This is a genomic window from Mesorhizobium sp. M0244 (assembly GCF_040321795.1).
In the GTDB taxonomy this organism is placed as follows: Bacteria; Pseudomonadota; Alphaproteobacteria; order Rhizobiales; family Rhizobiaceae; genus Mesorhizobium.
On sequence record NZ_JAMYSE010000021.1, the window covers coordinates 1 to 26335 of the forward strand.

Sequence of the window (26335 nt, forward strand, 5' to 3'; positions counted from 1 at the left end):
CCGCCCTACAGTCCCGACTTCAATCCGATTGAGAACGCCTTCGCCAAACTCAAGGCGCTGCTGCGAGCAAAGGCCGAGAGAACCATCAAGGCTCTGTGGGACACGGTCGGCGCGGTCGTCGACCTCTTCACCCCAGCCGAATGTGCCAACTACTTCAAAGCCGCAGGATATGAACCGGATTAAACAGGACGCGCTCTAGCCAGTCGATCGACAGCTACGTTCCGTTTGTCGTCGGCGGGGTGAAATACAAGGGCGACTGGGGTGCGATCACCGCGGTGGGCGCCTATAACAGCGCGTGGGAAGAATGGGCCGGCAAAGTTCGCCTCGACGTCAAGCCGATTACTGACCTGACCCTGTTCGTGATGGCGGGCTACGGCAGCGACGATCACGGCGCCGTCAACTTCTATAAGCCATGGATCGGCAACTTTGCCGTCTGGGGCGGCGGCAGCTATGCCGTCAACAAGAAGACCTCTTTGAATGCTCAGGTCTCCTATACCGACGAAAAAGATTTCGCCGTGGCGGCCAATGTCGCCTACACGATCGTTCCTGGCTACACGATCACCGCCGAACTCGATTATTTCGACAATTTCGATGCCGACGATGCCGACGCAATCGGTGGTATCTTCCGCTTCCAGCGTTCGTTCTGATCGAGCTGAATATCTGCAAACGGCCCGTGGTGTATCGCTACGGGCCGTTTCGTTTCCGGTGGATAGGCCGCTGATCTTGATTTCGCCATCCAACCGGTGACAAGCTCTCGTCATGGAATGGCGCGACGAGGGAATCATTCTCGGCACCCGCAAGCATGGCGAAACCAGCGCCATTCTCGAGGTGATGACACGTGCGCATGGCCGCCATCTCGGCCTTGTGCGCGGCGGCCGTTCGCGCAAGCAGCAGCCGGTCTTGCAACCAGGCAACCGCGTCGAGCTGCTATGGCGGGCGCGGCTCGACGAGCATCTGGGCACCTTCCAGGCTGAGGCCATCGAGATGAATGCCGCCCGGCTGATGGACACAGCCGTTGCAATCTACGGCCTGCAGACGATGGCCGCGCATCTGCGCCTGCTGCCAGAGCGCGACGCCCATGGCGCTCTCTATGAGACGCTTGCGGTGATGATCGCCCATCTCGACGATGCCGATGCCGCCGGCGAGCTGGTGGCCCGCTTCGAGCTGCTGGTTCTCGACGAACTCGGTTTCGGCCTTGATCTCAGCCAGTGTGCGGCGACTGGCACCAGGCAGGACCTTGCCTACGTCTCGCCGAAATCCGGCCGCGCCGTGTCGCGGGCGGCGGGCGCGCCGTGGCGCGACAAGATGCTGGCGCTGCCTGCCTTCCTGCAGCGTGGTTCGGGCCTGCGCGCCGATCCGGCGGCGATCGAGGATGCCTTCCGGCTGACCGGCTTCTTTTTTACCCGCCATGTCTATGAGCCCCGCGGCATCGAGCCGCCTGGCGCCCGCGCCGGGTTTCTTGCCGCCTTGCGCAGGCATCATGCACCCAAGGCGAACGCCGGAGAAACCGCCGCTGGGGAAACCACCAGATGAGCGAAGTGGAACTTTATCCCGGCCGGGTTTCGCCGCTCGGCCTCGGCACCATTCCGCACGACGACATCCTCGAATACACCGGTCTGGAATTGCTCCAGCGTATCATCGACAACAAATATCCGGCGCCGCCGATCTCTTTCCAGCTCAATTTCGCCCTTGTCGAAGTGTCGGAAGGACGCGCGGTGTTTCGCGGTGTGCCGAACGAGCGCCACCTCAATCCGCTTGGCGGCGTGCATGGTGGTTGGGCCGCGACGCTGCTGGATTCGGCCTTGGGCTGCGCGGTGCAGACGCTGCTCGCCAGGGGCGAGGCCTATACGACGGCGGAGTTCAAGGTGAATTTGACGCGGCCGATCACGCCAAGGACCGGCGAGGTGGTGTGCGAAGGCAAAGTGGTGCACAAGGGCCGCACGCTGGCGGTTTCGGAAGCGGCACTGAAGGATGCCAATGGCAAGCTGCTGGCATTCGGCACCGAAACATGCTCGATCTTTCCGGCGGCCAATCTGGCGGCACGTTGAATGGACCGGCCGTTTGGCCGCCGCATTTGAATGTCACTGAAGGCTGAATGTCAGTGACAACTGGCCTGGTTTGGGGGAACCGCCATGTTTGAAAGCCTGATTGGCCTCGTCGCCGTCATCGCGCTGTTCGTCATCATTTCACGCCAACAGAGCCGCATCGGCCTGATCGAGCGCGAGCTTGGCGCGTTGCGCAGCCTTGTGCTTTCGGGCGCGCCTGTCCTGCCGCCGCAAGCCAAGGAACCAGCTGCAAACGACAGCAAACCGGCGGATGCCGCAGCCCCGGTTACGGTTGCTGCCGACATAGCCTCATCGCCGACGGCCGCGGCATCGGCAACAGAGGCCGAAGCCGGTATCGGGGAGGGGACATCCGGACCCTGGAACGCCGATACCACGGCGTCGTCCGCGCCGGACTCGGCGCAACCGGCGGCAGCGGCTAAAGCCGCCCGCCAGTCCGACGTCGAAACGGCTCTCGGTACTCGCTGGGCGGTATGGGTTGGCGGCATCGCGTTGGCGCTGGGCGGCCTATTCCTGATCCGCTACACCATCGAGGCCGGCATTTTCGGGCCACGCGTGCGGCTTGCCATGGCGGCGGCACTCGGGCTGGTGCTGGTCGCCGGCGGCGAGTTCATCCGGCGCACCGGCTTCAAGGTGCCGGTGCAAGGTGCTGCCGGTGCCTATATCCCGGCGATCCTGACGGCGGCCGGCGCCTTCATCCTGTTCGGCACCGTCTACGCCGCGTACAGCATTTACGGCTTCATCGGCCCGGCGCTCGCTTTCACGCTGCTCGGCGCCATCGGGGTGGCGACGATCGCGGCAAGCCTGGTCCACGGTCAGGCGCTGGCCGGCGTCGGCCTGCTCGGCGCCATGGTGACGCCGATGCTGGTCGCCTCGCAGGCGCCCAATCCATGGGCGCTGTTCGGCTATCTGGCGATCGTGCTTGCCGCCGCCGGCGTCATCGCCCGCATCCGCGACTGGAAGCTTTTGATGGCGGCTGCCTTCGTCGCCACGGGCATCTGGACCATCTTCTACATGACCGACGCGCCGGGGGCGAAGCTTTCCGTCATTCTCTTCATCGACGTGGTGACACTGGCCGTGCTCGCCTTCGTCTGGCTCGGCCGTCGCAGCGAAGCGGAATCCGGCAGCGGCTTCGACTGGCCGTCGATCACGCCGGGCTTCTTCGTCGGCCTCTCGGCGCTGGCCCTGTTCGTCGATCCGGCCTTCGTCGCCATCCGCGGTGCATTGCCGGGTGCTGCCCTTATCGCATCCCTGGTGGCGGTGGCGCTCTACCGGCCGCGGGCGCTTGCATTGCTGCACGCCGCCGGACTGGCGACGGTGCTGGTCTATCTCGGCATCATCCCGCCGACCACGATCGCTGCCGATTTTTCGGGCGGCGCTCTCGGTGTCGACGGCTTGCCGGTTGTGGCGTCCGATGCCTTGATGCTCAGGGTCGGTATCGCTCTCGGCCTGGTCTTCATCGGCGCCGGCTTCTGGGCAGCGCGCCGTTTTGCGGCCCCTGGCTGGCTGCGCGCCGCCACATGGGCGGCCTGGAGCGCTGTCGCGCCACTGGTCATCCTACTGGCGCTCTGGCTGACCTTCGGCAATCTCGACCGTGACCTTGCCTATGCGGCGGTCGCAGCCGTTTTGGTCGGAGTCTTCGTCGCCGGCGGCGAATGGATAGCGCGCGGCGAAGCGCCGCCGCTGACCGGCGGCGCTGCCGGCTCCTTCGCGCTCGGCGGCGCGGCGATTGCCGGCCTGCTGATGTTGCACATGGCCTTTGGCTCCGGCTGGACAACTATCCTGCTCGGAGCAGCCGCCGTCGTGCCGGCGCTGGCAACGCGCTGGCGTACCTATCCGGCGCTTGGCTGGATTTCGGTCGGTGCGGTGATTGCAGTGCTCGGCCGTGTCGCCTTCGACCCGACCATCGTCGGCGCCGAGTTCCTGTCGAAAACACCGGTGTTCAACTGGCTGCTGATTGGATATGGCGGGCCGGCGCTCGCCTTCGGCTTTGCCGCCTGGCAGCTAGCCCGCACCACCAATGGCCGGCCGCGCCTCGCCATGGAGGCCGGCGCCGCGCTGTTTGCTCTGCTCACCGTCGCCATGCTGGTGCGCCATGCCATGCATGGAGGCGTCATCGACACGGCTGCCGCGACGCTCGCCGAACAGGCGATCTACACGCTGATCGCCATCGGTGCCGGTGCCATCCTGGTCGCCATCGACATGCGCTCGCCAAGTTCGGTGCTGCGCTACGGCTCGATCGCAGCGGGCGTGGTCTCGGTCGCCTTCATCGTCGTCCAGCATTTTCTGGCGCTGAACCCCTTGCTGACGGATGAATCGACCGGCAGCATTCCGGCGTTCAACCTTCTGTTCCTTGCCTACCTCTTGCCGGCGGTTGCGGCAGGCGCACTGGCGCTCTATGCCCGTGACAAGCGGCCGCAATGGTATGCGGCGATGCTGGCGGTGGTGGCGGCGCTGCTCGCCTTTGCCTATGCCACGCTTTCAGTCAGGCGCCTGTTCAAGGGTGAGTTCATCGGGCTGTGGAGCGGCCTCGGCCAGCTCGAGACCTATACTTATTCGGCACTGTGGCTGATCATCGGCGTGGTGCTGCTCACCACCGGTGTCTGGCTGAAGTCGCAGGCGCTGCGCATAGCGTCGGCGGCGCTGATCTCGGTCGCCGTGCTCAAAGTCTTCATCTTTGACATGTCGGAGCTGGAAGGCGTGTTGCGGGCGCTGTCCTTCATCGGCCTCGGCGCGGTGCTCATCGGCATCGGCTTGTTTTATCAGAGGCTGCTGACACGTGCGGCGAAAGAGACGTAAAGGGTTGCATGAATATTCAAGATGGAATATATGAATATTCCAGAGGAGATATTCAATTTGCCCCTCTATATTCGCGACGACGAGGTGGATGCGCTAGCCACAAAACTGCAGCGTGAGACGAACGCCCCGAGCAAGACGGAAGCAGTGCGGACCGCGCTTTTGCACGAGCTCGAGCGCAACCGCGCCCGCAAGCCCCTGCGCGACAGAATTGCGGTGCTACAGGCCAAGTATGCTGCGTTGGGGCCGTCCGATCCCACCTTCGACATGAAGGCATTCACCGACGAGATGTGGGAAGACTGATGTTCGTCGATGCGTCGGTCATCGTCGCCATTCTCACCAAGGAACCGGGGTGGGCGGAATTGCTCAAGCGAATCTCGGGTGCCGGCAGTCCGCTGCATATTTCCGCACTTGTTCGGCTCGAGGCGACACTTGCCCTTGGGCGCATAAACGCCGTTTCCAAAAAGCCGACGCCCGAAATGCTCGCCGCGGCGCGCGATCTGGTCGATTCGTTCATTGTCGAAATCAGCGCCCGCAATGTGCCTATCGACGAGGACATCGGCGCGCGCGCCATCGACGCGAGCATCCGCTACGGCAAGGCGGTTGGTCATCCGGCCGATCTCAATCTTGGCGACTGCTTCGCCTACGCCTGTGCAAAGGCCCTCGATCTTCCGTTGCTCTACAAGGGCGACGATTTTCTTCAGACGGATCTGGCGCCTAAACCGGCGTTTCGACAATCGGATGCCCGCCGGGAATAAACCTGTCACCGGCAGCGTTATTCAGTTGCTTGGGTGACCGGGGCGGCCGACCGCTTCGCGCTGGCCGCTTGCGCCGCGCCGCGAAGGCGCGTTCAATCACTGCGGACAGGGCTCCAGAACCAGCGGTCATGGACGAAAAGAAGGCAGCAATCCTTGGTGAAATACCGCGTCTGCGCCGCTATGCACGCTCGCTGTTGCGCGACCGCGATTCCGCCGACGATCTCGTCCAGGATTGTCTCGAGCGGGCACTTGTGCGGCTCGACAATTGGCAGACAGGAGAAAGCCCCAGGAGGTGGCTGTTTACGATCATGCATCATTTGTTCATCGACCAGATGCGCAAGGTGAACCGGCGCGGTGAGGCAGCGATGCTGCCGCTCGAGGCGAGTGAGGCGCAGGCAGCACCCGCCGAGCAGGTCGAGAGCATCGCCTCGCGCGAGATCGTCGACGCGCTGCAGGCGATCAGCCCGGACCGCCGCGCGGCACTTGTGATGGTCGCCATCGAAGGGTTTTCCTATGCCGAAGCCGCCAACATCCTTGGCGTCCCCGCCGGCACTTTGATGTCGCGCATCGCGCGTGGGCGTGAGGAACTGCGCACGCTGCTGGATGATGCCGCGCGCCGCCGGTCTATAAGGATCGTCGAGAAATGAGCCGGCGCGATTTCTCCGAACGCGACATCCACATGGCTCTCGATGGCGAGTTGCCGGGCGATGAGCGGACGGCCTATGAGGCATGGCTCGAGGCCAATGCCGAGATGAAGACCAAGAGCGCACGCTACGCCGCCGACCGGGCAGCGTTGCGCGCAGCCTTCAACGGCGTGCTGAGCGAACCCGTGCCGGTACGGCTGAGCAGGGTAATGCTCGGCGAGGCGCCGGTGGTCAGAGCGGCGGCGTCGCGCTCGCGTTGGTGGCTTGCGGCCGCCGCTGCCGCCATCCTGGTGATTGGCGGTGCTGGCGGCTACCTTGCCGGCATCGGCCGCGTCGGTCTGGAAAATACGGCCGAGGACCAGCTTGCCGAAGAGGCGATCGCCGCCCACGTCATCTATGCCGCCGAAAAACGGCACGCGGTGGAAGTGCCGGCAAGCGACAGGGATCATTTGCAGAGCTGGTTGTCGAACCAGGTGGGTTTGAAGCTCGTCGCGCCGGATCTGGCGGCGCAAGGATTCCAGCTGGTCGGTGGCCGGCTGCTGCCTGCCGGCCAGGGCAAGGCCGCGATGCTGCTTTACGAGGACGATAAAGGCGAGCGCATATCGCTCTTCGTCACGGCCGAATCGGCGGCCAAGGCCAAGGGCACCTATGGGTCGGAGGAAGACGGTCCTGAGGCCGTCTACTGGCTGGACAAGGGTTATGGCTGCGCCGTTGTCGGCTCGCTGCCGCGCGAGCGGTTGGCCGCAGTGGCCAAGAGCGCCTATGGCCAGCTTGTGGCAGGCTTGGAAAGCTGAACAGGACTTCATTTTTCTGGAGCCGCGCCGATGCCGAAACACGGGAGGTCATTCAAAGCCTTTCGCGACCTGCTTGCCATCAAAACTGTCACAATTCGGCCCTAATCGAGGTGCGATAGCGCTTGCTAGATGCTGGCGCTTCGGCTGGTGTGACCGATGTTTAGACTAGGGCCGTTTCCACAACCCAATCGAGGTTTTCTGAGCCCGCATGCCTGCCGAGATTCGCAAGGCCCGCGCGTCCGACGTCGATGACCTCGCCGCCATCGAAAAAGCTGTTTTCTCGAGCGACCGCATTTCTCGCCGCTCCTTTCGCCAACTGATCGAACGCGACACCGCCGAACTGCTGGTTGGCGAGAACGATGGTCACGTCGCCGGCTATGCGGTCGTGCTGTTTCGCAAGGGCAGCGGCGTCGCACGACTCTATTCGATCGCCGTCGGTCCATTTTTCGGCGGCCGTGGCGTTGGCCGCCTGCTGCTGGAGGAGGCTGAAGCCGCTGCTTTCGAGCACGGCCGCATGATGCTTCGTTTGGAAGTCCGCGAGGACAATCCGCGCGCCATCCAGATCTATGAGCAGAGCGGCTACCGCAAGATCGGTCGCGAACCGGACTACTACGAGGATGGCGCCACGGCGCTCCGCTACGAAAAGACCTTGCGCGGCGACATTCCGGTCGCCACCGAAGTGCCGTTTTATCAGCAGACTTGCGAATTCACATGCGGACCATGCTGCCTGATGATGGCGATGGCTAACTTCGACCCCGGCTTCGTGCCGGATCCGGTGATGGAAATCCGGCTGTGGCGCGAGGCGACGACCGTCTTCATGATGTCCGGCCCTGGCGGCTGCGAGCCGTTCGGGCTGGCCGTCGCCGGCTATGAGAGCGGGCTTGCTGCTGAGATCTATGTCTCCTTCTACGGCGCGCTGTTCCTGCAGTCGGTGCGCAGCGAAGATAAGCGCCGGGTCATGGAGCTGGCGCAAGTCGACTTTCGCCGCCGCGCGGAACTTTACGGCATCCCGGTGAATTACCGCTCATTCGGGCTTGACGACATTCGCACTGCGATTGCAGAGGGAAAACTGGTGCTGGTCCTGATCAGCGGCTTCCTGATGTTCGGCAAGAAAATCCCGCACTGGGTATTGGCCATCGGCGACGACGGCGATCATATCCTGATCCATGACCCCTGGGTCGAGGACGAGCGGCAGGAGACGATCCTCGATGCGGCCAACATTCCCGTGCCTTACGGCATCTTCATGAACATGGCGCAATTCGGCCGCGACGGATTGCGCGCCGCCATCACTCTCGGAAAGCGCGACAGCCAATGACCTGGGTCATCCTTACCGGCCGGCAGAACGATCTCGACCAAGTGGCGACGCCGCACAAGATCATCACCAACCGCGACTACCTTGCCCATCCGGCACTGTTTCGCGGTCAGCGGCCGAAGGTCATCAACCTGTCGAACAATTACGGCTACCAGAGCCGCGGCTATTACGCCTCGCTGCTCGCCGGTTCGCGCGGCCATAAGGTCATCCCAACTGTCGAAACGATGATCGACCTGTCGGAGCGCAAGCTCTATGAGCACGCGTTGCCGGAACTCGAACTCGCACTCAACAAGTGCCGCAAGGACCTGGGCGGCGCTTTCCCGCAGAAGGTCTGCATCTTCTTCGGCATCGGACCATCCAGGATCTGGGATCGCTTCGCCAAACTCCTGTTCGACTGGTTCCGTGCCCCGGCGCTCGAGGTCCACATCAGGGACAGCGCCGAATGGGCCTCGATCCGCAAGATCGGCTTCCATCCCTTGGCGAGGATGACCGAGGACGAGGAAACGCACTTTCTCCAGTGCCTGGAGACCTACACCAACCGCGAGTGGCGCGACACCAAGGGCCGCACGCCGGCGCGCTACACTTTCGCCACGCTGGTCGATCCGCATGAGGAACTGCCACCGTCGGAGATTTCGTCGCTGCGCCACTGGGCCAAGATCGCCGAAAAGATGGGCGTCGAAATCGAGCCGATTACCAAGCGGGATCTGGCCAAGCTCGCCAACTACGACGCGCTGTTCATCCGCGAGACCACCTCGATCTCCAATCATACCTACCGCTTTGCCCGCCGCGCCCAGCAGGAAGGCATGCCGGTCATCGACGATCCGCTGTCGATGATCCGCTGCACCAACAAGGTTTATCTCAACGAGCTGATGACCTACAACAAGGTTCCGGTGCCGCCGACGGTGATGATAGCCGGCCCTTCGGATCTGGAACTTGCGGCGCAGACGCTGGGCTTCCCGCTGGTGCTGAAGATCCCGGACTCCTCGTTTTCGCGCGGCGTCAAGAAATGCGGCACCTTCGACGAGTTGAAGACGCTCGCAACCGAATGGCTGGAGGATTCCGACCTCCTGATCGCTCAAAAATTCATTCCGACGGAATATGACTGGCGCGTCGGCGTCCTCGGCGGCCAGCCCTTGTTTGCCGTCCATTATCTGATGGCCAAGGAACATTGGCAGATCGTCAATCACAAGGCCAACGGCAAGCCCGACCAGGGCGGCATCAAGACCTTCACCCTGAAGGAAGCGCCGGCCCATGTCGTCGAGACGGCGGTGAGCGCGGCGCGTTGCATTGGCGACGGCCTCTACGGCGTCGACCTCAAGGAGACCAGGGACGGCGTCTTCGTCATCGAGGTCAACGATAACCCCAACCTCGACCACGGCTGGGAAGACTCTGGCGAAAAGGACGAGGTCTGGGTGCGGCTGACCCAGTGGTTCCTGGAGCGGCTGGACAGGCCGGGGCGATAACCATCCGAGTGGGGGACAGAGATGCTGTTTTTTGTGACCGAGGATTTTCGCGGCTGTGACCGCAAGGAGATCTACCGTCGCTTCCGCGACCAGGGCCGCCTGAAGCCGGACGCGCTTCTCGTGCACCACAGCTGGATCGCGGCGGATATGAGCCGCTGCTTCCTGCTGGTGGAGGCCGATGACGTCACGCTTCTGCAGCGGTGGGTCATCGAATGGGCGGATCTGGTGGCGTTCGAGATTGTTCCTGTGGCGACGAACAAGGACATGGTTGAGGCATTGAGCGGGCACCTCTGACCCGGGAGGGAACCTCAGCGCTGATGACCTTAGGCGCTTTGGCTCGGCCGGCCGTGTTGCGCTCAGCCGCTGCTGCTAAGCGCTGCGCTCGACCTCAGCAGCCGGTCGATATCGGACGCTTTCGATGGCACGCCGATCAGATAGCCCTGAGCCTCGACACAGCCCTCCTTTCGCAGGAACTCCAACTGCGCTTCCGTCTCGACGCCTTCGGCGGTGACAGTGATGTCCAGCTGTGCGCCAAGCCCGATGATGGTGCGCACGATTGCCGCGGTATCGCGACTGTCGATATCGCGGATGAAGGAACGATCGATCTTGATCTTGTCGACGGGAAAGCGCCTGAGATAGCCGAGCGAGGAATAGCCGGTGCCGAAATCGTCCAGCGCGATGCGGACGCCCAGATCGCGCAGCTGCCTGAGTGTCTTAAGCACCAGATCGCTCTCGTCCATCAGCACCGTTTCGGTGATTTCCAGTTCAAGCCGGTTGGCCGGCACGCCCGAGAACGCCAGTGCCGAGATGACGCTGCGGGCAAAGGTGCCGCTTTTGATCTGCACGGCCGAGACATTGACCGCAATACGCAAAGGCGCCCAGCCCGCTGCGCTCGTGCAGGCTTTTCGCAGCGCCCATTCTCCAAGTGGCACGATCAGCCCGGTCTCCTCGGCGGCCGGAATGAAATCGTCCGGCCGCACCAGGCCGCGCACCGGCGAACGCCACCGCATCAAGGCTTCGGCGCCGACGATTTCGCCGGAGGCGATGTTCATGATCGGCTGGAAATCCAGCTCGAATTCCCGACGCGACAGCGCTGCCCTGAGATCGATTTCGAGTGCCCGGCGTGCCCGCACCATCGCATCCATGGCTGGTTCGAAGAAGCGGTAGAGGTTGCGCCCTTCGCTCTTTGCCCGATAGAGCGCCATATCGGCATTTTTCAGCAGCGTGTCGGCATCCTTGCCGTCATTCGGAAAAAGCGCGATTCCGACACTGATGCCGACGCGCATGTCGTGTCTCTTGTCGCGAAACGGCTTTCCGATGATCTCGACGATGCGTTTGGCCAGTTTTTCCGCGTCGCCCGGGCTTTTGAGGTTGAACTGGATGATGACGAATTCGTCGCCGCCGAAGCGGGCGACAACGTCCGTTTCATTGCGCAGGCACCGTTGCAGCCGTTCGGCTACGCATTTCAGCAGCCAGTCGCCGGAGGGGTGGCCCCAAGTATCGTTGACCGCCTTGAAGTGATCGAGGTCGAGCGAGAATATCGCCAGCGATCCGTCTCTCGTCTCACTCAGGGCTTGGTCGAGCCGTTCGCGAAGCATCGAGCGATTGGGCAGGTTGGTCAGTGTGTCGTGATGCGCAAGGTGGGTCATGCGCTCTTCCACGCGCCTGCGCTCGGTGACGTCGTCGAACGTCGCGACCCAGCCGCCGCCGCTCATCGGCCGGCGCGCAACCAGCAGCGTTCTGCCGTCGGCGAGATGGCGATGCGTTACGTGTGTTTTGCCCACCCGCAGGCAGGCTTCGATTTGCAAGATTTCGCTGTCGAGGTCGAGCTTTGTATAAATGCCCAGTTCCAGCAGCCGCTTGAAGGCGTCACGGTGGCTCATGCCAAGCGGGAAGTCGACCGGCCTGACATGGTAAAGTTCCAGGAAACGTTCGTTGCGCACGATCAGCTTGCCGTCAGCATCGTACATCAAAAGCCCTTGCGACATGTTGGCAAGTGCCGCGTCGAAACGGCGGTGCTGCTCCTTCAACTCCTGCTCGCCGCGCCGTTGCTCGGTGATGTCCTCGTAGATCGATACCCAACCGCCTGACGCCAGCGGCCGGTGCGAAATGTTGACGATACGCCCGTCTGCAAGCGTTTCCTCATAGGTGGAAGGTTTAGCCCGGTCGATATAGGGCTTGCGAATGGCATAGAGTTCCTCAGCGCTTTGCGAGGCGATGCCGATGTCCACGCTGTGTTGCAGGATATCGAAAAACCGGATGCCGGGCCGCACCACTTCGGCGTCGAGGCGAAAGATGCTGATGTAGTTCCTGTTGCAGATGATCATCCGCTCATCGGCATCGAACATGCACAGGCCATGCGACATGTTCTCGACCGCTGCCGAAAAACGTTCGTTTTGTTCGCGCAGCTCGTCTTCAATCCGTTGCGGCAGGCCGACGCCTTTGGCCCCCCGTCGGCGGACGGACGAACCAGCCTTGAAACCGGCAACGGGCATGAGGCGCGCCTATGGACCATGGTTAACCACGGCACTGTTGTCCCTGCCGGTTAATTTACCGTTTTCAGCCGGCTGGAACGGCAGTCTGGCGTCGCGACTTTTCGATCGCCGCAAACCGTTTGAGAAAGGCATTTTGCACCCAGGTCACCGAGCGCGGCGTGAAATCGAAGCGCTCGGCGTTGAAACCGCGCGGCCGGCCGAAGAACTCCGTCGCCTCTGCCGTCGAAAAACCCGCAAGCAGCGTCGCTTCGAAATAAGCGGCGATCTGATCCGCTCGCTTGATCTCTTTGCGCAGTCCGGCGTCGAGTTCCGCCGGCAGTGAAAAGCGCAGATGGATGGCGCGCTGCAGCCTGAGCTCGCAATCCTTGTAGCTGCCGCCCATCACGGATTTGAACGGCGAGATCATGTCGCCGATGACATATTCCGGCGCGTCGTGCAGCAGCGCCGCTAACCGCGCGTCGGCCTCGGCGTCCGGCATCAGCTCGCCGACAAGCGCCTCGACCAGCAGGGAGTGCTGGGCGACCGAAAAGGCATGGTCGCCTCTGGTCTGGCCGTTCCAGCGAGCGACGCGGGCAAGGCCGTGAGCGATATCGGAGATCTCGATGTCGAGCGGCGAGGGGTCGAGCAGGTCGAGCCGCCGGCCGGATAGCATGCGCTGCCAGGCGCGCGGCGGCGGCCCGACGCGATCGGCCGCCATCAGGCCTCCTCCGCGCCGACGGCTTCCTGCGGAAAGCTGAATTTCGCCCAGGACGGGATGGCGAGCGACACGGGTACGTCGTCAGCCAGGATCGGTAGGCCGGCGTCGAGCGCCGCCTTGATCCGGTCGATGCGGGCAATGGCAAGACCTGTCGAGCCTGTGGTCGAGCCGAGCGTGCCGACTGGTCGCCCCTCAACGGTCAACTCTGCGCGCGAAGCGGGCAGGGGCTGTTCGGCCGAGACGATCAACACCCGGCGCCTGGCAGTGCCGCGATGCTGCATGCGCGAGACGACCTCCTGGCCGACATAGCAGCCCTTCTTGAAGCCGACGCCGCCGATCTCGTCGAGCAGCACGTCATGCGGAAACGCATCGCCGAGCTGATAGTCGCTGCCGCTTTCGGCAATGCCATGGGCGATGCGAAAGGCTTGCCATGCGGCAAGGTCGCCGCCATCTGCGGCGCCATCATAGAAGCGCTTGACGGCAGCATCGACAAACCGCGCATCGGCAAACGGTGCTGATTCAAATTGCGAGGCAGTTGAATCGCTTTCCCATAGGACGGTCACAACCGGCTGATCTGTCTTGGCAATTTCGACTTTGGCGCGCAATTTGTAGAGCGCCAGCCGGCGCATGAAATCGTCGGCCGTCTCGGTACGGCATTCGAGACGGAAAGCATTGTCGCCGGCGCGCGAGATCAGGAAGTCGAAAAGGATCTTGCCTTGCGGCGTCAGCAGGGCGCCGGGCTTTGCTTCGCTGCTGCCAAGCACGTCGAGGTCGGTAGTCAGGATGTTCTGCAAAAAGTGCTCGGCATCCGGCCCAGACACGGAAACGAGTGCGCGATCTCTGAGCGAGGCAAAGGGCATGGTGGGAAAACGAGCCTGATCTTGCAAAACTGTCGGCCATTACGTAAGCCGCTGGCACTCCCCCCGCAAGAGACCGGATCCGCATGGCCCCCATCTACGATCTCATCCTGACAGGCGGCGCCGTGGTCAACCATGACGGCGAGGGTTTTCGCGACGTCGGTATCAATGGTGGGCGCATCGCTGCCATCGGCGACCTCCGCCAGGCATCGGCCGGCGAGACGATCGACTGCCGCGGGCTGCATATCCTGCCGGGCGTCGTCGATAGCCAGGTGCATTTCCGCGAGCCGGGACTGGAGCACAAGGAAGATCTGGAGACGGGCTCGCGGGCAGCGGTGCTTGGCGGCGTCACCGCCGTCTTTGAGATGCCGAACACCAATCCGCTGACCACCAGCGAGGCGGCTCTTGCCGATAAGGTACAGCGTGCCACCGGTCGCATGCATTGCGACTTTGCTTTCTGGGTCGGCGGCACCCGCGACAATGCGAAAGACACCGGCGATCTCGAGCGGCTGCCGGGTGCGGCCGGCATAAAAGTGTTCATGGGCTCGTCCACCGGCGACCTGTTGGTCGAGGACGACGAAGGCGTCGCCTCGATCCTGAAGAACACACGTCGCCGCGCCGCCTTTCACTCCGAGGACGAGTTCCGGCTGCGCGAGCGGCTCGGCGAGCGCATCGAGGGCGATCCGTCCTCACATCCGGTGTGGCGCGACGAGATCGCTGCATTGCGCTGCACCGAGCGCCTGGTGCGCATCGCGCGCCAGGTCCGCGCCCGGATCCATGTGCTGCACATCTCGACCGCCGAGGAGATAATTTTCCTCGAACAGCACAAGGACGTCGTGACTTGCGAGGCAACGCCGCATCATCTGACGCTGAGCGCCGATGATTATGCGCAGTTGGGCACGCTGATCCAGATGAACCCGCCGGTGCGCGCCGCGCGCCATCGCGACGGCATCTGGCACGGCATTGCGCAAGGCATTGTCGACGTGCTCGGCTCCGACCATGCGCCGCACACGCTGGCCGAGAAGGCAAAGCCTTATCCGGCGTCACCGTCCGGCATGACCGGGGTGCAGACTTTGGTGCCCATCATGCTGGACCATGTCAACGCCGGCCGACTGACCTTGCAGCGCTTTGTCGACCTTACCAGCCACGGCCCGCAGCGCATTTTCGGGATCGCCAGGAAAGGCCGCATCGCCGCCGGCTACGATGCCGATCTGACCATCGTCGATCTGAAGCGTCGCGAGACCATCGCCAACGCCCAGCAAGGCTCCAAGGCCGGCTGGACGCCTTATGACGGCAGGCAGGTGACCGGCTGGCCGATCGGCACTATCGTTCGCGGCCGGCGCGTGATGTGGGAAGGCGACATCGTCACGCCAGGTCAGGGTAGGGCGGTGGAGTTTTCCGAGGCGCTGGTGGCTTAGAGGCTCCTGCCACATAAGACCAGCCTAACCTACTCAATCGCCTGCGACGAAGAACGTCCATTGCCCGGTCGGCGTGATGCCGACGCGGTAGAAGATGTAGGCACCGAACTGCTTCATGTTATCATAATCGCTGGCGGTGACGATCTTGAACAGTTCGACCCGTTGCCTGGCGTCGAGCTTATCCAGCGGCAGGGCGAAAAAATATGGCCAGACGTAAAGATCCTGCGGCGTGCCGGCATCGACATGGACATAGCCGGCATTGAGCACCTCTTCCATGATGGCGAGGATTTCCTGGCCTTCCGTGTCGCCCGAAAGGCCCTTCAGGAAGGCGATCGGGTCGCCCTCCATGTCGCCCAGCGACAATTGGGTCATCGTGTCGCCCTTGCCGATCAGCGGCCGGAGCTTTTCGATGTCGCCGCTCTTGCAGGCCTCGACGATCAGGTCGTGCATGCGCCTGACCGGTTCCGGCAACTTGGTAAGGTCGTAGACGACTTCGGGCAAAGGTACGTCAGGATCGACATGCGGATTGGCCATGCCGCCATCGTCCGCCGGCCCTTTCGGCTCGGGTTGTTCCGGTGCGTCGGACGGCGTCGGCTGGCTGGCTGCAGGTGGCGTCGTGCCGAGCGGGCCGGGCATCGGCACGGCACTTCCGGGCGGCGACATGTCGCCGTCGGGTGGCGGCGTGACCGGCGAGGGCAGGTCTTCGCGCTTGATCTCGCTGAGAGCGTGAGCGGGACTGCTCGCAAGAAACAGTGCAAGGGGAATCGCCGCGCAGGAAGCGGTGAGCCAGATGCTGAGGACCAGGCCGCGCGGCTTGCCTGACATCGAAAAATTCACCGCCTGCTACTCCCTGGTTCCGGGCCATCCATGTGCCCGGACGTGATGTCCAGCGGCGCGCCGTCGTCAAAGAACCGAGGTCAGTGCCGCAGCCTTTCGGGCTCGAAGGCCCCGGCAATCACCTTTTCACGCATGCGATCGAGGAGGGCAAGCGCCGAGGTCTCGCCATTGGTGCGCAGCATCTCGCCGAATGCCGTCTCGAGGGCGGCCTCGGCGATGATTTCCGGCTCGATTCCAGCCGACAGCCCTTCTGCCCAGGCTTCGCTGTGGCTTTCCACGGCAGTCAGGCGCTTTTCTTCCCTGACCAGCGCGTCGATGTCGTTGACGCCATGTTCCATTGCGATGTCCACCCTTTTCAAGCGGCGATCCGATAGATGCGGATCAGGCTTGGGCTGTCCGTTTACACGCAGGTTAAATAAGTGCTTGTAAATGCGACATTTTTTTGGTCGCTTTCGACAAAGACCGTAGCGTTTTGCAAACCTGCGTTCGATCTGATTCAAAACTTAGCCGATTAGGCCAGCGAGCGGGATGAAAACCTTCAGTTTGAGTTAATTCCACATCCGCGCGCTAACGTTTCGTTAATATAGTTGCAAAAGTGCAACATAACGATTGCACCAAGACGTCACCCGAGGCAAGCGGAGAAGTGTCGAACGCGTCCGCCGCGAACAGCGCCGCCGCTTGATGCGGCTTTGCCGGAAAGCAGCTGCCGCCCTCAGTTTCCGTAGCGCGATGCAATGTCGCGAGACAGCGTCTCGCCTTCCTTCATGTAGCGGCTGATGGCTTCCGTGGCCGACGCGGTGCATTGCGTATAAGTGCCGCCGAAGGATCGGTAGCCGCGGTTGAAGCTGGCGATGAAGCGGGCGCGCCGCTCAGGGTTCGGATTTTCAGATGCGATCAGTTTTTCCATCTCGGCCCGCCACTGGTCGCCCTTCTCGCCGCACAGATTGCGCAGGAAATGCAGCGAACCGAGCACTTCCGCCAGCCGCATCAGCCCGGGCTCGAACGGGGCTTCGGCGGCAATTGCCGGGCGCGCGCCGACAACCACACTGACGGCGAGGCATGCGGCGAGAAACGGAGATGTGCGGCTCATCAGGCTTTGTGCTGAAACAATTTGTCGCCTGCAAGGCGATTTTCGGGCTCAGTTCTCGGCGTCCTTGTTGGGGCCGAGCAGATCGTCGGCAATTTCAAAAACTGCATCCGCGAGCGGCATCGCTGTCATTTCGGCCAGCGTATAGAAGGCCGCGGTTTCGGCGTCGTCGCTGGCCACCGCCTCGCCGCCGGCATAGTTGGCCCCAAACACCGTCAGCTGATAGTCGACCGGATGCCCGTCGCCGCTGCCGTCGATGTGGATTTCCCGCAGCGGCCGGTAGCTGCGCGCCTGCAATCCGGTCTCTTCCAGCAATTCGCGCCGTGCTGCCTGTTCCAGCGTCTCGCCGGCTTCGACCTTCCCGCCGGGAAAGGCATAGAAGCCCTGCGATGGCGGTCTGGCCCGCTTGACCAGCAGCACCGTGTTCTCGCGCACGACGCAGACCGAGACTGCCGGAATGATCTTGCGTGCTTCCATGGGCTCCCGATCGCTCGATTGGCATAGTCCGTTGTGGACCGGCCGTCGGCGAACAGCTTTAACGGTTGCGCAAGGCAGGTTCCATCGCCACTTTCACATGTCACCAATTCGAGAATTGAATTCATGTGCGGACGCTTTGCCTTGACCGCCACTCCGGACCAGACCGCCGCCTTTCTCGGCCTGGCGGAATTGGAGGAGTTTCCGGCCCGCTACAACATCGCGCCGACGCAGCCGGTGTTGATGGCGCTCGCCGGATTACCGCGGGCGCCTGGCTCGAACCTGCCCGACCGGCGCTCGATGTTGGTGCGCTGGGGCCTGATCCCGGCCTGGGTCGAGGATACGCGTGACTTCGCGCTGCTGTTCAACGCGCGTGCCGAAGGGGCGGCGGAAAAGGCCTCGTTTCGCGCCGCCATGCGCCATCGCCGCGCCTTGGTGCCGGCTTCGGGATTCTACGAATGGCACCAGACCGGCGGCAGAAGAGGGCAGCCCTATTGGGTGCGCCCAAGGCATGGCGGGCTCGTCGCCTTCGCCGGGCTGATCGAGACCTATGCCGAGCCGGGCGGATCGGAAATGGACCGGCGCCATCCTGACCGTCCATGCCAATGCCGACATTGCTCATATCCACGGCCGCATGCCGGTGGTGATCCATCCCGAGGATTTCGCTCGCTGGCTGGATTGCCGCACCCTCGAGCCGCGCGATGTGGCCGATCTGCTGATACCCGCCCACCCCGATTTCTTCGAAGCGATCCCGGTTTCCGACCTCGTCAACAAGGTCGCCAACATCGGGCCGGAGATTCAGGAGAAGGGCGTCATCGAGCCTGAGCCCGAGAAGGTCAAACGCCAGAAGTTCGGCGCGAACGACAGTCAGATGACTTTACTTTAGCAAAAGCTACTATTTCTGAGACGCCGTGAGCGCCTCAATCTTCACCGGCGGCATTCTCAGGCAGCGCGCGGCGAGACGATCTTCTGTGCCGGCTTCTTCTTCTTCGCGGTGTGCAGAAGAGCTGCGACGATTGCTGCCGGGCCGATCGCCCGGTAATAGCTGGCGAGCGCCGGTTGCTTGGCGCGGCTGGGTTCCTGCTTAGGCATTCTTCTCTTCCCTGGTAACGTCTTGGTGTCTGCGTTTGCTGGCCGAATCCGACCAAATCGTGACGCTTGCTGATCTAGCCGGCGAATGTTTCATGACAGTGCCGACATGTTTAATAAAATGTTTCAGTGCCGCATTTCCTGTGATCCAACGGTATTTTTGGCGAGGGTAGCGACTTGACGGCAACACCGGGCAAGGCGATAAAGCCGGCCATGAAAACGTCTTTCGCCATTTGTGGCATTTGCATTATCGGCTAGCCTCGCGCTGGTCCTGGACGTTTTCGCCTCATCTCCTCCCAGATTGGACAAACGCCCGGCCAGCAGGCTGGAGCCCGATTTGCGCCTCGGCGCAACTGGCTCCATCCAGAGCACGATCCCAACAGGTCATGCTCAAACAAAGTAACGCACCGGGAAGGCACGTATGTCTGACGCATCGAAGAGCCTGCGCCTCTACAACACGCTAACGCGGAGCAAGGAAGATTTCTTCCCGATCGATCCGCGCAATGTGCGCATGTATGTCTGCGGCCCGACGGTCTACGACTTCGCCCATATCGGCAATGCGCGGCCGGGGATCGTCTTCGACGTGCTGTTCCGTTTGCTGCGGCGTCTCTACGGGCAAGCGCACGTCACCTATGTGCGCAACATCACGGACGTCGACGACAAGATCAACGCCCGCGCACTGCGCGATTTCGGCAGCGAGATTTCCTCGGGGGAGCTATCGCTGAACGAGGCGATCAGGCGGGTCACCGAAGAGACCGCCGACCAGTTCCACAAGGACGTGGCGGCACTCGGTTGCCTGGAGCCGACGGTCGAGCCGCGCGCCACCGAGTTCGTCGAGCCTAGGCCCGACGGCAAGGTCGATATGATCTTCTTGATTCAACGCTTGATCGAACGCCGCCATGCCTATGTCGCGGCTGGAGAAGTCCTATTCGACACCGCTTCCATGCCGGACTACGGGCAATTGTCGAAGCGCAATCTCGACGAGCAGCAGGCCGGCGCCCGCGTCGCCGTCGATGCGCACAAGAAGAACCCGCAGGATTTCGTGCTGTGGAAATTGTCTTCGCCCCAGGAGCCGGGCTGGGACAGCCCGTGGGGCAGGGGCCGGCCGGGCTGGCACATCGAGTGCTCGGCGATGTCGGCCGCCTATCTCGGCGAGGTGTTCGACATCCATGGCGGTGGTCTCGACCTGATCTTTCCGCACCACGAGAACGAGATCGCGCAGTCGCGTTGCGCCCACGGCACCGAAACGATGGCCAAGGTTTGGATGCACAATGGTTTCCTGCAGGTCGAAGGGCAGAAGATGTCCAAGAGCCTGGGCAATTTCTATTCGATCAGCGAATTGCTGGAGACGGAGACCTTTGGCGGCCGCAAATGGCCGGGCGAGGTGCTGAGGCTGGCGATGCTGATGACGCATTATCGCGAACCGATTGACTTTTCAGTGCGCAAGCTGGAAGAGGCGGAGAATACGCTGCGCAAATGGAAGCGGGCCGCCGATCTGGCGCCGCCGACGGCAAAACCGGTGCCGGCGGATGTGATCGAAGCGCTGTCGGACGACCTCGCCACCTATCCCGCATTCCAGTTGCTGACGCAGTTGGCTGGCGATGCTGTTGATTTCAACGCTGGTAGCGGCAACGCTGCCGCCGAAGACAATGATGCTGCCGCTTCACTGAAGGCGTCGCTGCTGTTCCTCGGCTTCGACGTCGCGGCGGCCAAGGTGGATGAAGACGCCATTGCCAAGGCGATCGCCAAACGCCTCGCGCTGATCGCCGCCAAGAACTGGGCCGAGGCCGACCGCATCCGCGACGAGTTGCTGGCGCAAGCCATACAATTGAAGGACGGCAAGGACCCCGTCACCGGCGAACGCATCACCACCTGGGAGGTGAAAAGATGATCGACCATCTCGGCATTACCGTTTCGGATTTCGACGCGTCGAAGGCTTTTTACGACAGGGCGATGGCGCCGCTCGGCGCCTCGCTGCTTTACATGGTGCCGCAGGAATATACCGGCGGCGCCAAGGTCGGCGGCTACGGCCGCGACCGGCCGGTGTTTTGGCTGCATGCCGGCAAGGACAAGCCGAAGGACCATCAGCATGTCGCCTTCACCGCGCGCAGCCGCGCCGAGGTCGATGCTTTTCATGCCGCGGCGATCGCCGCCGGCGGCAAGGACAATGGCGGGCCGGGCCTGCGTCCGCACTATCATCCGAACTATTATGGCGCCTTCGCCTTCGATCCCGACGGCAACAATGTCGAGGCGGTCTGCCATGCTCCGGAGTAGTGCGCGATGAGCCTCGACAACAGGCCGGTCTACACAGGCGGCTGTCAGTGCGGCGCGGTGCGCTTCCGCGTCGAAGGCGCGCTGGGCGATGCGTCCGTCTGCCATTGCCGTATGTGCCAGAAGGCGAGCGGCAATTTCTACCTGCCGCTGGTCTCGGTGCGCGGCGCAACACTCGATTGGACGCGGGGCGAGCCCAAACGCTTCCGCTCGTCGAACGCGGCTTCGCGCGGTTTCTGCGCCGAATGCGGCACGCCGCTGACCTTCGAAGCGGCCGACGGCGTGGCGCTCGCCATTGCCGCATTCGACCATCCCGAGGAGATCGCGCCGACGATCCAATGGGGTGTCGAAGCCAAGCTCCCCTATGTGGATCATGTCCACGAATTGCCCGGTGAGGAGACGATGGCCGATATCTCGTCGACACCTTATCTCGCCGATCTCATCTCCTATCAGCATCCCGACCACGACACCGAACAATGGCCGCCGGAGGAAAGATCATGACCGAAACCGTTCGTACCGGCGGCTGCCAATGCGGCGCCGTGCGCTTCCGCATCCACGGGGCGCTCGGCCGCCCCTCTATCTGCCATTGCCGCATGTGCCAGAAGCAGTTCGGCTCGTTTTTCGGGGCGCTGGTGACGGTGCCGAGCGACGGCGTCGAATGGCTGCGCGAGGAGCCGAGCTACTTTCAGTCGTCGGTCAACATCGATCGCGGCTTTTGCGCCCGCTGCGGCACGCCGCTGACTTACCGGCAGCCCGGCGCCCTTGAGATTGCCATCGGCGCCTTCGACGACCGCTCCGACCTTGCGCCACAGATCCAAGTCAACTACGCCGCCAGGCTGCCTTGGGTGGAGACGATCTTCGACGCACCGATCCATGACGATCCGGATTACTACGCCCGGCAGGAATCCATCATCTCCTTCCAGCATCCCGATCACGAGACGGCCAACTGGCCGCAGCAAGGCCTGAAACTATGAGCAGCGAATTCCGCACCCTCTATCCCGAGATCGAGGCTTTCGAGTCCGGCATGCTCGACGTTGGCGATGGCCATCAGGTCTATTGGGAGCGCTCCGGCACGAAGGGTGCCAAGCCGGCGGTATTCCTGCATGGCGGGCCGGGCGGCACCATTTCGCCAAACCACCGGCGGCTGTTCGACCCGAAACTCTATGAAGTCATCCTGTTCGACCAGCGCGGCTGCGGAAAATCGACGCCCAATGCCTCGCTCGAAGCCAACACCACCTGGCACCTGGTCGCCGACATCGAGCGCCTGCGAAAAATGTGCGGCTTCGATAAATGGCTGGTATTCGGCGGCTCGTGGGGTTCGACGCTGGCGCTGGCCTATGCCGAGACGCACCCCGAGCGGGTCAGCGAACTGGTCGTGCGCGGCATCTACACACTGACCCGCGCCGAACTCGAATGGTACTACCAGTTCGGCGTCTCGGAGATGTTCCCCGACAAATGGGAGCGGTTTCTGGCGCCGATTCCTGAGGTCGAGCGCGGCGACATGATGGCCGCCTACCGCAAGCGGCTGGTCGGCAGCGATCCTAAGGCGCGGGTCGAGGCCGCTCGCGCCTGGAGCCTATGGGAGGGCGAGACGATCACGCTGCTGCCGGAACCGGAAACCAGTGGTCCCTTCGGCCAGGATGACTATGCCGTCGCTTTCGCCCGCATCGAGAACCACTACTTCGTCCATGCCGGCTGGCTGGAAGAGGGACAGCTGCTGCGCGATGCATGGAAGCTTAAGGATATCCCAGGTACCATAATTCACGGCCGCTACGACATGCCGTGCCCGGCGCGCTGTGCCTGGGCGCTGCACAAGGCGTGGCCGAAAGCGGATTTCCATCTGATCGAAGGCGCCGGCCATGCCTATTCGGAGCCGGGCATCCTCGACAGGCTGATCCGCGCGACGGACATATTTGCCGGGAAATGACCATGGCTCGCGAGCGCCTCTACCTCTTCGACACCACGCTGCGCGATGGTCAGCAGACGCCGGGCATCGACTTTTCCGTCGAGGACAAGATCGCCATCGCCAAGCTGCTCGATGAGTTCGGCATCGACTACGTCGAGGGCGGTTACCCCGGCGCCAATCCAACCGACACCGCGTTCTTTGCCGAGCGTCGCACGGCCAATGCCAAGTTCGTCGCCTTCGGCATGACCAAGCGGGCAGGAGTGTCGGCCTCGAATGACCCCGGCCTCGCCGCGCTGGTTCAGTCGAAGTCGGATGCCATCTGCTTCGTCGCCAAGAGCTGGGACTACCACGTCCGCGTCGCGCTCGGCTGCACCAATGAGGAGAACCTCGAGGCGATCAAGGCATCGGTCGAGGCGGCCGTCAGTTCGGGTAAGGAGGCGATGGTCGACTGCGAGCATTTCTTCGATGGCTTCAAGGCCAACCCCGATTATGCCCTGGCCTGCGCCAGGACGGCCTACGATGCCGGCGCCCGCTGGGTGGTGCTGTGCGATACCAATGGCGGCACGCAGCCCTCTGAGGTGCGCGCCATCGTCGAAAAGGTGATCGCCGCCGGCATACCGGGCGACTATCTCGGCATCCACGCCCATGACGACACCGGCCAGGCGGTGGCGAATTCGCTTGTCGCCGTCGAGGCCGGCGTGCGCCAGATTCAGGGCACGCTGAATGGCATAGGCGAGCGCTGCGGCAACGCCAACCTGATCTCGATCGTGCCGACACTGGCATTGAAGCCGGCCTTTTCCGGCCGCTTTGCAACAGGCATTTCGGCAGAGACGTTGACCGGCATATCGCGCCTGTCCCGCGCCTTCGACGAGTTGCTGAACCGCGCGCCGGAAGCGCAGGCTCCCTATGTTGGCGCCTCCGCTTTCGCCACCAAGGCCGGCATCCATGCCTCGGCGCTGGCCAAGGAGCCGGCGACCTACGAGCATGTGCCGCCCGAGACAGTCGGCAACCGCCGCCGCGTCATGGTTTCGGACCAGGGCGGCAAGGCCAATTTCCTAGCCGAGCTGAAACGGCGCGGCATCGACATGCCGAAGGACTATCACCGGCTGGACGCGCTGATCGCCGTCGTCAAGGAGCGCGAGGCCGAGGGCTACGCCTACGAAGGTGCCGACGCCAGCTTCGAGCTTCTGGCGCGCAAGATGCTGCACGGCCTGCCGGAATTCTTCCGGGTCACCTCGTTCCGCTGCATGGTCGAGCGCCGCTTCGACGCCAATGGCCAGCTGAAGACGGTCTCAGAGGCGATCGTGAAAGTGCTGGTCGAGGGGGAGGAGAAGATGTCGGTGGCCGAAGGCCATGGCCCGGTCAATGCGCTCGACATTGCGCTGCGCAAGGATCTCGGCAAATTCCAGAGCGAGATCGCCGACCTCGAGCTGGCCGACTTCAAGGTGCGTATCCTCAATGGCGGCACCGAGGCGATCACCCGCGTGCTGATCGAATCGCATGACGGCACCGGCGCGCGTTGGTGGACGGTCGGCGTCTCCGAAAACATCATCGACGCTTCGTTCCAGGCGCTGATGGATTCGATCGTCTACAAGCTGATGAAGAACCGAGACATGGCCGGGCTGGTCGCGGCGGAGTGAGGAAATGGGCTTCTCGATAAGCTGGCTGGGTTTTCTTGGTTGCGGGATAAAGGAAACTGCGGCCTTGTTCGGGCGCGAGATTGGCGATCGATCGGAGATTTTCGAAGCACCGGTGAATGCCCATGCCAGCGAAAAGAACTGGGCGATCATTATTCTTGATCCCTGCAGCTTTCCGAACCCGCCTCAGCAATATCTGGCCGCGATCTCGCAAGATCGGGAAGTCGTTATCGCGCATATAGAAGAACATGTCATGTTTGCACGCGCCGAACTCTGGCGCGACGGAAGGAACATCTGGAAAGTCTGGCATGGCGGCGACAAGACCGTTAGGGATTTGCATGTCACGGGTGATCTCCCCGCGTTATTCGAAGCGCTGAAGCAGCAGTGTTTTTCTAAACAGGACGAAGAAGATGTCGAAAATCCCGAGGTCGATTTCGTTTTCGAAATCCCTCTCGATCTTGCGGCGGAGCTGACGGGCTTCAGGCACGATGAAGGCACGCCCGATAGCGTTTTTTTCGAACTCAGGGAAAAGCCTGCTCAGCGTTGAGATCGTTTCGTGCTGGGGTAGACCTGCGGTACTCACTCTCGCAGGCAGCGGCAATTGTTCGACATTGGTGGTCGTGTTGAACCATCAGCGAGACTCCATTGATCCATCAGAAGTTTGCGATGGTTTTGACAGGGCGGCTGGCGCATAGCGTTGGGCCATGACCGCCCAAGCACTGCAAATCGAAGCCGACACCAAAGCTCGTCGCGGCTTCCTGCTGGCGCTTGGCGCCTACCTCCTTTGGGGGCTGCTGCCCTTCTACATGAAGGCTGTCGCGCATCTGCCGCTGGCCGAAGTCATCGCCCACCGCATCGTCTGGTCGGTGCCGATCGCCGCCGCCGTCCTGGTCTGGGCAGGCCGCACTGCCGATTTCAAAGCGGCAGTCCGTTCGCCGCGCATCATTTCGATGGCGGTGCTGACGGCGGCGCTGATTTCCATCAACTGGGGCATCTATGTCTGGGCGATCGCGGTCGACCGCACCATCGAGACCGCGCTTGGCTACTACATCAACCCGCTTGTTAGCGTCGTTGTCGGCGCGCTCCTGCTCGGCGAGCGGCTCGACCGCCTGCAGATCGCGGCGGTGGTGCTGGCGGCAATCGCGGTCGCGGTGCTGACGATCGACGCCGGCAAACTGCCTTGGGTGTCGCTGGTGCTGGCGTTTTCCTTTGCCGCCTATGCCTTCTTCCGCAAAACGCTGCCAATCGGCCCGAGCCAGGGCTTCCTGCTTGAAGTGCTGCTGCTGTCGGTGCCGGCGCTCGGCTACATCATCTTCCTGATCGCCACAGGACAGGATCATTTCGTCTCCAGCTCGTTGAACGACACTGCCTTGCTGATCGGTTGCGGACCGGTCACCGCCGTGCCGCTGCTGTTGTTCGCGTTCGGCGCCAGGCTGCTGCGCCTCTCCACCATCGGCATCATGCAATATATCGCACCGACGATCGTCTTCCTGATCGCGGTGCTGATCTTCGGCGAGCCGTTCGGCGGCACCCAGGCCATCGCCTTTGGCCTGATCTGGACAGCGCTGGCGATGTATTCCTGGTCGATGTTTTCTTCGGCGCGAAGGGCAGGCGCTACAACCGTCCGAGCCGCCTGACGAAGAGCTAGGTGACTGCCGCGATAAGCGGCGACACCGCAGACAACGCTTCCTTGATGCGACCGAGCCTCCAGAGCAGCCGCCACGCTTTCACGCGCAA

General features: G+C 62.8%; 27 protein-coding genes and 3 pseudogenes. 22 read left to right on the plus strand and 8 right to left on the minus strand.

Going from position 1 to position 26335, the window contains the following annotated elements; translation table 11 throughout:
* From NKJ08_RS15270 to NKJ08_RS15325, 12 genes and pseudogenes are all read left to right on the plus strand, one after another.
* A pseudogene (locus tag NKJ08_RS15270) lies at positions 1 to 183 on the plus strand (IS630 family transposase); the annotation flags it as partial.
* A 20-nt stretch (positions 184 to 203) separates the two neighbouring features.
* Positions 204 to 647: pseudogene (locus NKJ08_RS15275) on the plus strand (porin); the annotation flags it as partial.
* Between the two features lie 112 nt (positions 648 to 759).
* Positions 760 to 1533, plus strand: a complete 774-nt coding sequence (gene recO, locus NKJ08_RS15280) for a DNA repair protein RecO (protein WP_352527939.1) — start codon at positions 760 to 762, stop codon at positions 1531 to 1533.
* Positions 1530 to 2048 carry a PaaI family thioesterase gene (locus NKJ08_RS15285; protein ID WP_352527937.1) on the plus strand — a complete coding sequence of 173 codons (519 nt, stop codon included), beginning with the start codon at positions 1530 to 1532 and terminating at the stop codon, positions 2046 to 2048. Before recO ends, NKJ08_RS15285 begins: the two co-directional genes overlap by 4 nt.
* An 84-nt stretch (positions 2049 to 2132) precedes the next feature.
* Complete coding sequence (locus NKJ08_RS15290) at positions 2133 to 4862, plus strand: DUF2339 domain-containing protein (RefSeq protein WP_352782226.1); 2730 nt, start codon at positions 2133 to 2135, stop codon at positions 4860 to 4862.
* A 57-nt stretch (positions 4863 to 4919) separates the two neighbouring features.
* On the plus strand, positions 4920 to 5162 hold the full coding sequence (locus NKJ08_RS15295) for a type II toxin-antitoxin system VapB family antitoxin (protein WP_352527951.1): 243 nt from the start codon (positions 4920 to 4922) through the stop codon (positions 5160 to 5162).
* Positions 5159 to 5617, plus strand: a complete 459-nt coding sequence (locus NKJ08_RS15300) for a type II toxin-antitoxin system VapC family toxin (protein ID WP_352782275.1) — start codon at positions 5159 to 5161, stop codon at positions 5615 to 5617. Before NKJ08_RS15295 ends, NKJ08_RS15300 begins: the two co-directional genes overlap by 4 nt.
* Positions 5618 to 5745: 128 nt before the next feature.
* On the plus strand, positions 5746 to 6264 hold the full coding sequence (locus NKJ08_RS15305) for a sigma-70 family RNA polymerase sigma factor (protein ID WP_352527934.1): 519 nt from the start codon (positions 5746 to 5748) through the stop codon (positions 6262 to 6264).
* A complete protein-coding gene (locus tag NKJ08_RS15310) occupies positions 6261 to 7055 on the plus strand; it encodes an anti-sigma factor family protein (RefSeq protein WP_352527932.1) in 795 nt (264 codons plus the stop codon). The genes NKJ08_RS15305 and NKJ08_RS15310 overlap by 4 nt, the downstream gene beginning before the upstream one ends.
* A gap of 208 nt (positions 7056 to 7263) precedes the next feature.
* Positions 7264 to 8370: a peptidase C39 family protein gene (locus NKJ08_RS15315; RefSeq protein WP_352782229.1), complete on the plus strand. Its 1107-nt coding sequence runs from the start codon at positions 7264 to 7266 to the stop codon at positions 8368 to 8370.
* Complete coding sequence (locus tag NKJ08_RS15320) at positions 8367 to 9830, plus strand: RimK family ATP-grasp domain-containing protein (RefSeq protein ID WP_352527930.1); 1464 nt, start codon at positions 8367 to 8369, stop codon at positions 9828 to 9830. Before NKJ08_RS15315 ends, NKJ08_RS15320 begins: the two co-directional genes overlap by 4 nt.
* 21 nt (positions 9831 to 9851) lie before the next feature.
* Entirely contained in the window at positions 9852 to 10124 is a 273-nt protein-coding gene (locus tag NKJ08_RS15325; RefSeq protein WP_352527928.1) for a DUF3303 domain-containing protein, read from the plus strand.
* A 62-nt stretch (positions 10125 to 10186) separates the two neighbouring features.
* Here NKJ08_RS15325 and NKJ08_RS15330 read toward each other — a convergent pair whose 3' ends face one another.
* From NKJ08_RS15330 to ygfZ, 3 genes are all read right to left on the minus strand, one after another.
* Positions 10187 to 12325, minus strand: a complete 2139-nt coding sequence (locus NKJ08_RS15330; protein WP_352782231.1) for a putative bifunctional diguanylate cyclase/phosphodiesterase — start codon at positions 12323 to 12325, stop codon at positions 10187 to 10189.
* Positions 12326 to 12389: 64 nt separating this feature from the next.
* Positions 12390 to 13022 carry an HD domain-containing protein gene (locus NKJ08_RS15335; protein WP_352782233.1) on the minus strand — a complete coding sequence of 211 codons (633 nt, stop codon included), beginning with the start codon at positions 13020 to 13022 and terminating at the stop codon, positions 12390 to 12392.
* Positions 13022 to 13882, minus strand: coding sequence for a CAF17-like 4Fe-4S cluster assembly/insertion protein YgfZ (gene ygfZ, locus NKJ08_RS15340; RefSeq protein WP_352778157.1), 861 nt, complete (start codon positions 13880 to 13882; stop codon positions 13022 to 13024). The genes NKJ08_RS15335 and ygfZ overlap by 1 nt, the downstream gene beginning before the upstream one ends.
* Before the next feature lie 83 nt (positions 13883 to 13965).
* Between ygfZ and NKJ08_RS15345 the strand changes: the two genes are divergently transcribed.
* Positions 13966 to 15297 (plus strand): dihydroorotase, encoded by a 1332-nt coding sequence (locus tag NKJ08_RS15345; RefSeq protein ID WP_352782235.1) that lies wholly within the window; start codon positions 13966 to 13968, stop codon positions 15295 to 15297.
* Between the two features lie 33 nt (positions 15298 to 15330).
* Here NKJ08_RS15345 and NKJ08_RS15350 read toward each other — a convergent pair whose 3' ends face one another.
* The 4 genes from NKJ08_RS15350 to NKJ08_RS15365 all read right to left on the minus strand — a co-directional run bounded on the left by NKJ08_RS15350 (position 15331) and on the right by NKJ08_RS15365 (position 17698).
* Positions 15331 to 16134, minus strand: a complete 804-nt coding sequence (locus NKJ08_RS15350; protein ID WP_352782237.1) for a hypothetical protein — start codon at positions 16132 to 16134, stop codon at positions 15331 to 15333.
* An 80-nt stretch (positions 16135 to 16214) separates the two neighbouring features.
* The gene (locus tag NKJ08_RS15355; RefSeq protein ID WP_023677749.1) at positions 16215 to 16472 is read right to left on the minus strand and encodes a hypothetical protein; all 258 of its coding nucleotides are present in this window, start codon (positions 16470 to 16472) and stop codon (positions 16215 to 16217) included.
* A 374-nt stretch (positions 16473 to 16846) separates the two neighbouring features.
* Positions 16847 to 17224 carry a TIGR02301 family protein gene (locus NKJ08_RS15360; RefSeq protein WP_352527916.1) on the minus strand — a complete coding sequence of 126 codons (378 nt, stop codon included), beginning with the start codon at positions 17222 to 17224 and terminating at the stop codon, positions 16847 to 16849.
* 48 nt (positions 17225 to 17272) lie between these two features.
* Entirely contained in the window at positions 17273 to 17698 is a 426-nt protein-coding gene (locus tag NKJ08_RS15365; protein WP_352527914.1) for an NUDIX hydrolase, read from the minus strand.
* A gap of 123 nt (positions 17699 to 17821) precedes the next feature.
* On the opposite strand from NKJ08_RS15365, the pseudogene NKJ08_RS15370 reads away from it, so the two are divergent.
* Positions 17822 to 18581: pseudogene (locus NKJ08_RS15370) on the plus strand (SOS response-associated peptidase).
* Positions 18582 to 18637: 56 nt separating this feature from the next.
* Here NKJ08_RS15370 and NKJ08_RS15375 read toward each other — a convergent pair.
* Entirely contained in the window at positions 18638 to 18787 is a 150-nt protein-coding gene (locus tag NKJ08_RS15375) for a hypothetical protein (RefSeq protein WP_254820210.1), read from the minus strand.
* 418 nt (positions 18788 to 19205) lie between these two features.
* Between NKJ08_RS15375 and cysS the strand changes: the two genes are divergently transcribed.
* The 8 genes from cysS to rarD all read left to right on the plus strand — a co-directional run bounded on the left by cysS (position 19206) and on the right by rarD (position 26235).
* The gene (gene cysS, locus NKJ08_RS15380; RefSeq protein WP_352782239.1) at positions 19206 to 20675 is read left to right on the plus strand and encodes a cysteine--tRNA ligase; all 1470 of its coding nucleotides are present in this window, start codon (positions 19206 to 19208) and stop codon (positions 20673 to 20675) included.
* Positions 20672 to 21058, plus strand: coding sequence for a VOC family protein (locus tag NKJ08_RS15385; RefSeq protein WP_352527910.1), 387 nt, complete (start codon positions 20672 to 20674; stop codon positions 21056 to 21058). The genes cysS and NKJ08_RS15385 overlap by 4 nt, the downstream gene beginning before the upstream one ends.
* A 6-nt stretch (positions 21059 to 21064) precedes the next feature.
* Entirely contained in the window at positions 21065 to 21556 is a 492-nt protein-coding gene (locus NKJ08_RS15390) for a GFA family protein (RefSeq protein WP_352527908.1), read from the plus strand.
* Positions 21553 to 22029: a GFA family protein gene (locus NKJ08_RS15395; RefSeq protein ID WP_352527906.1), complete on the plus strand. Its 477-nt coding sequence runs from the start codon at positions 21553 to 21555 to the stop codon at positions 22027 to 22029. Before NKJ08_RS15390 ends, NKJ08_RS15395 begins: the two co-directional genes overlap by 4 nt.
* Positions 22026 to 22982, plus strand: a complete 957-nt coding sequence (pip, locus tag NKJ08_RS15400; RefSeq protein ID WP_352778166.1) for a prolyl aminopeptidase — start codon at positions 22026 to 22028, stop codon at positions 22980 to 22982. Before NKJ08_RS15395 ends, pip begins: the two co-directional genes overlap by 4 nt.
* On the plus strand, positions 22979 to 24601 hold the full coding sequence (gene cimA / locus NKJ08_RS15405; protein ID WP_352527902.1) for a citramalate synthase: 1623 nt from the start codon (positions 22979 to 22981) through the stop codon (positions 24599 to 24601). The genes pip and cimA overlap by 4 nt, the downstream gene beginning before the upstream one ends.
* A gap of 4 nt (positions 24602 to 24605) precedes the next feature.
* Entirely contained in the window at positions 24606 to 25145 is a 540-nt protein-coding gene (locus NKJ08_RS15410; RefSeq protein WP_352782242.1) for a hypothetical protein, read from the plus strand.
* 157 nt (positions 25146 to 25302) lie between these two features.
* Positions 25303 to 26235 (plus strand): EamA family transporter RarD, encoded by a 933-nt coding sequence (gene rarD, locus NKJ08_RS15415; RefSeq protein WP_352527898.1) that lies wholly within the window; start codon positions 25303 to 25305, stop codon positions 26233 to 26235.
* Positions 26236 to 26335: the final 100 nt, after the last annotated feature.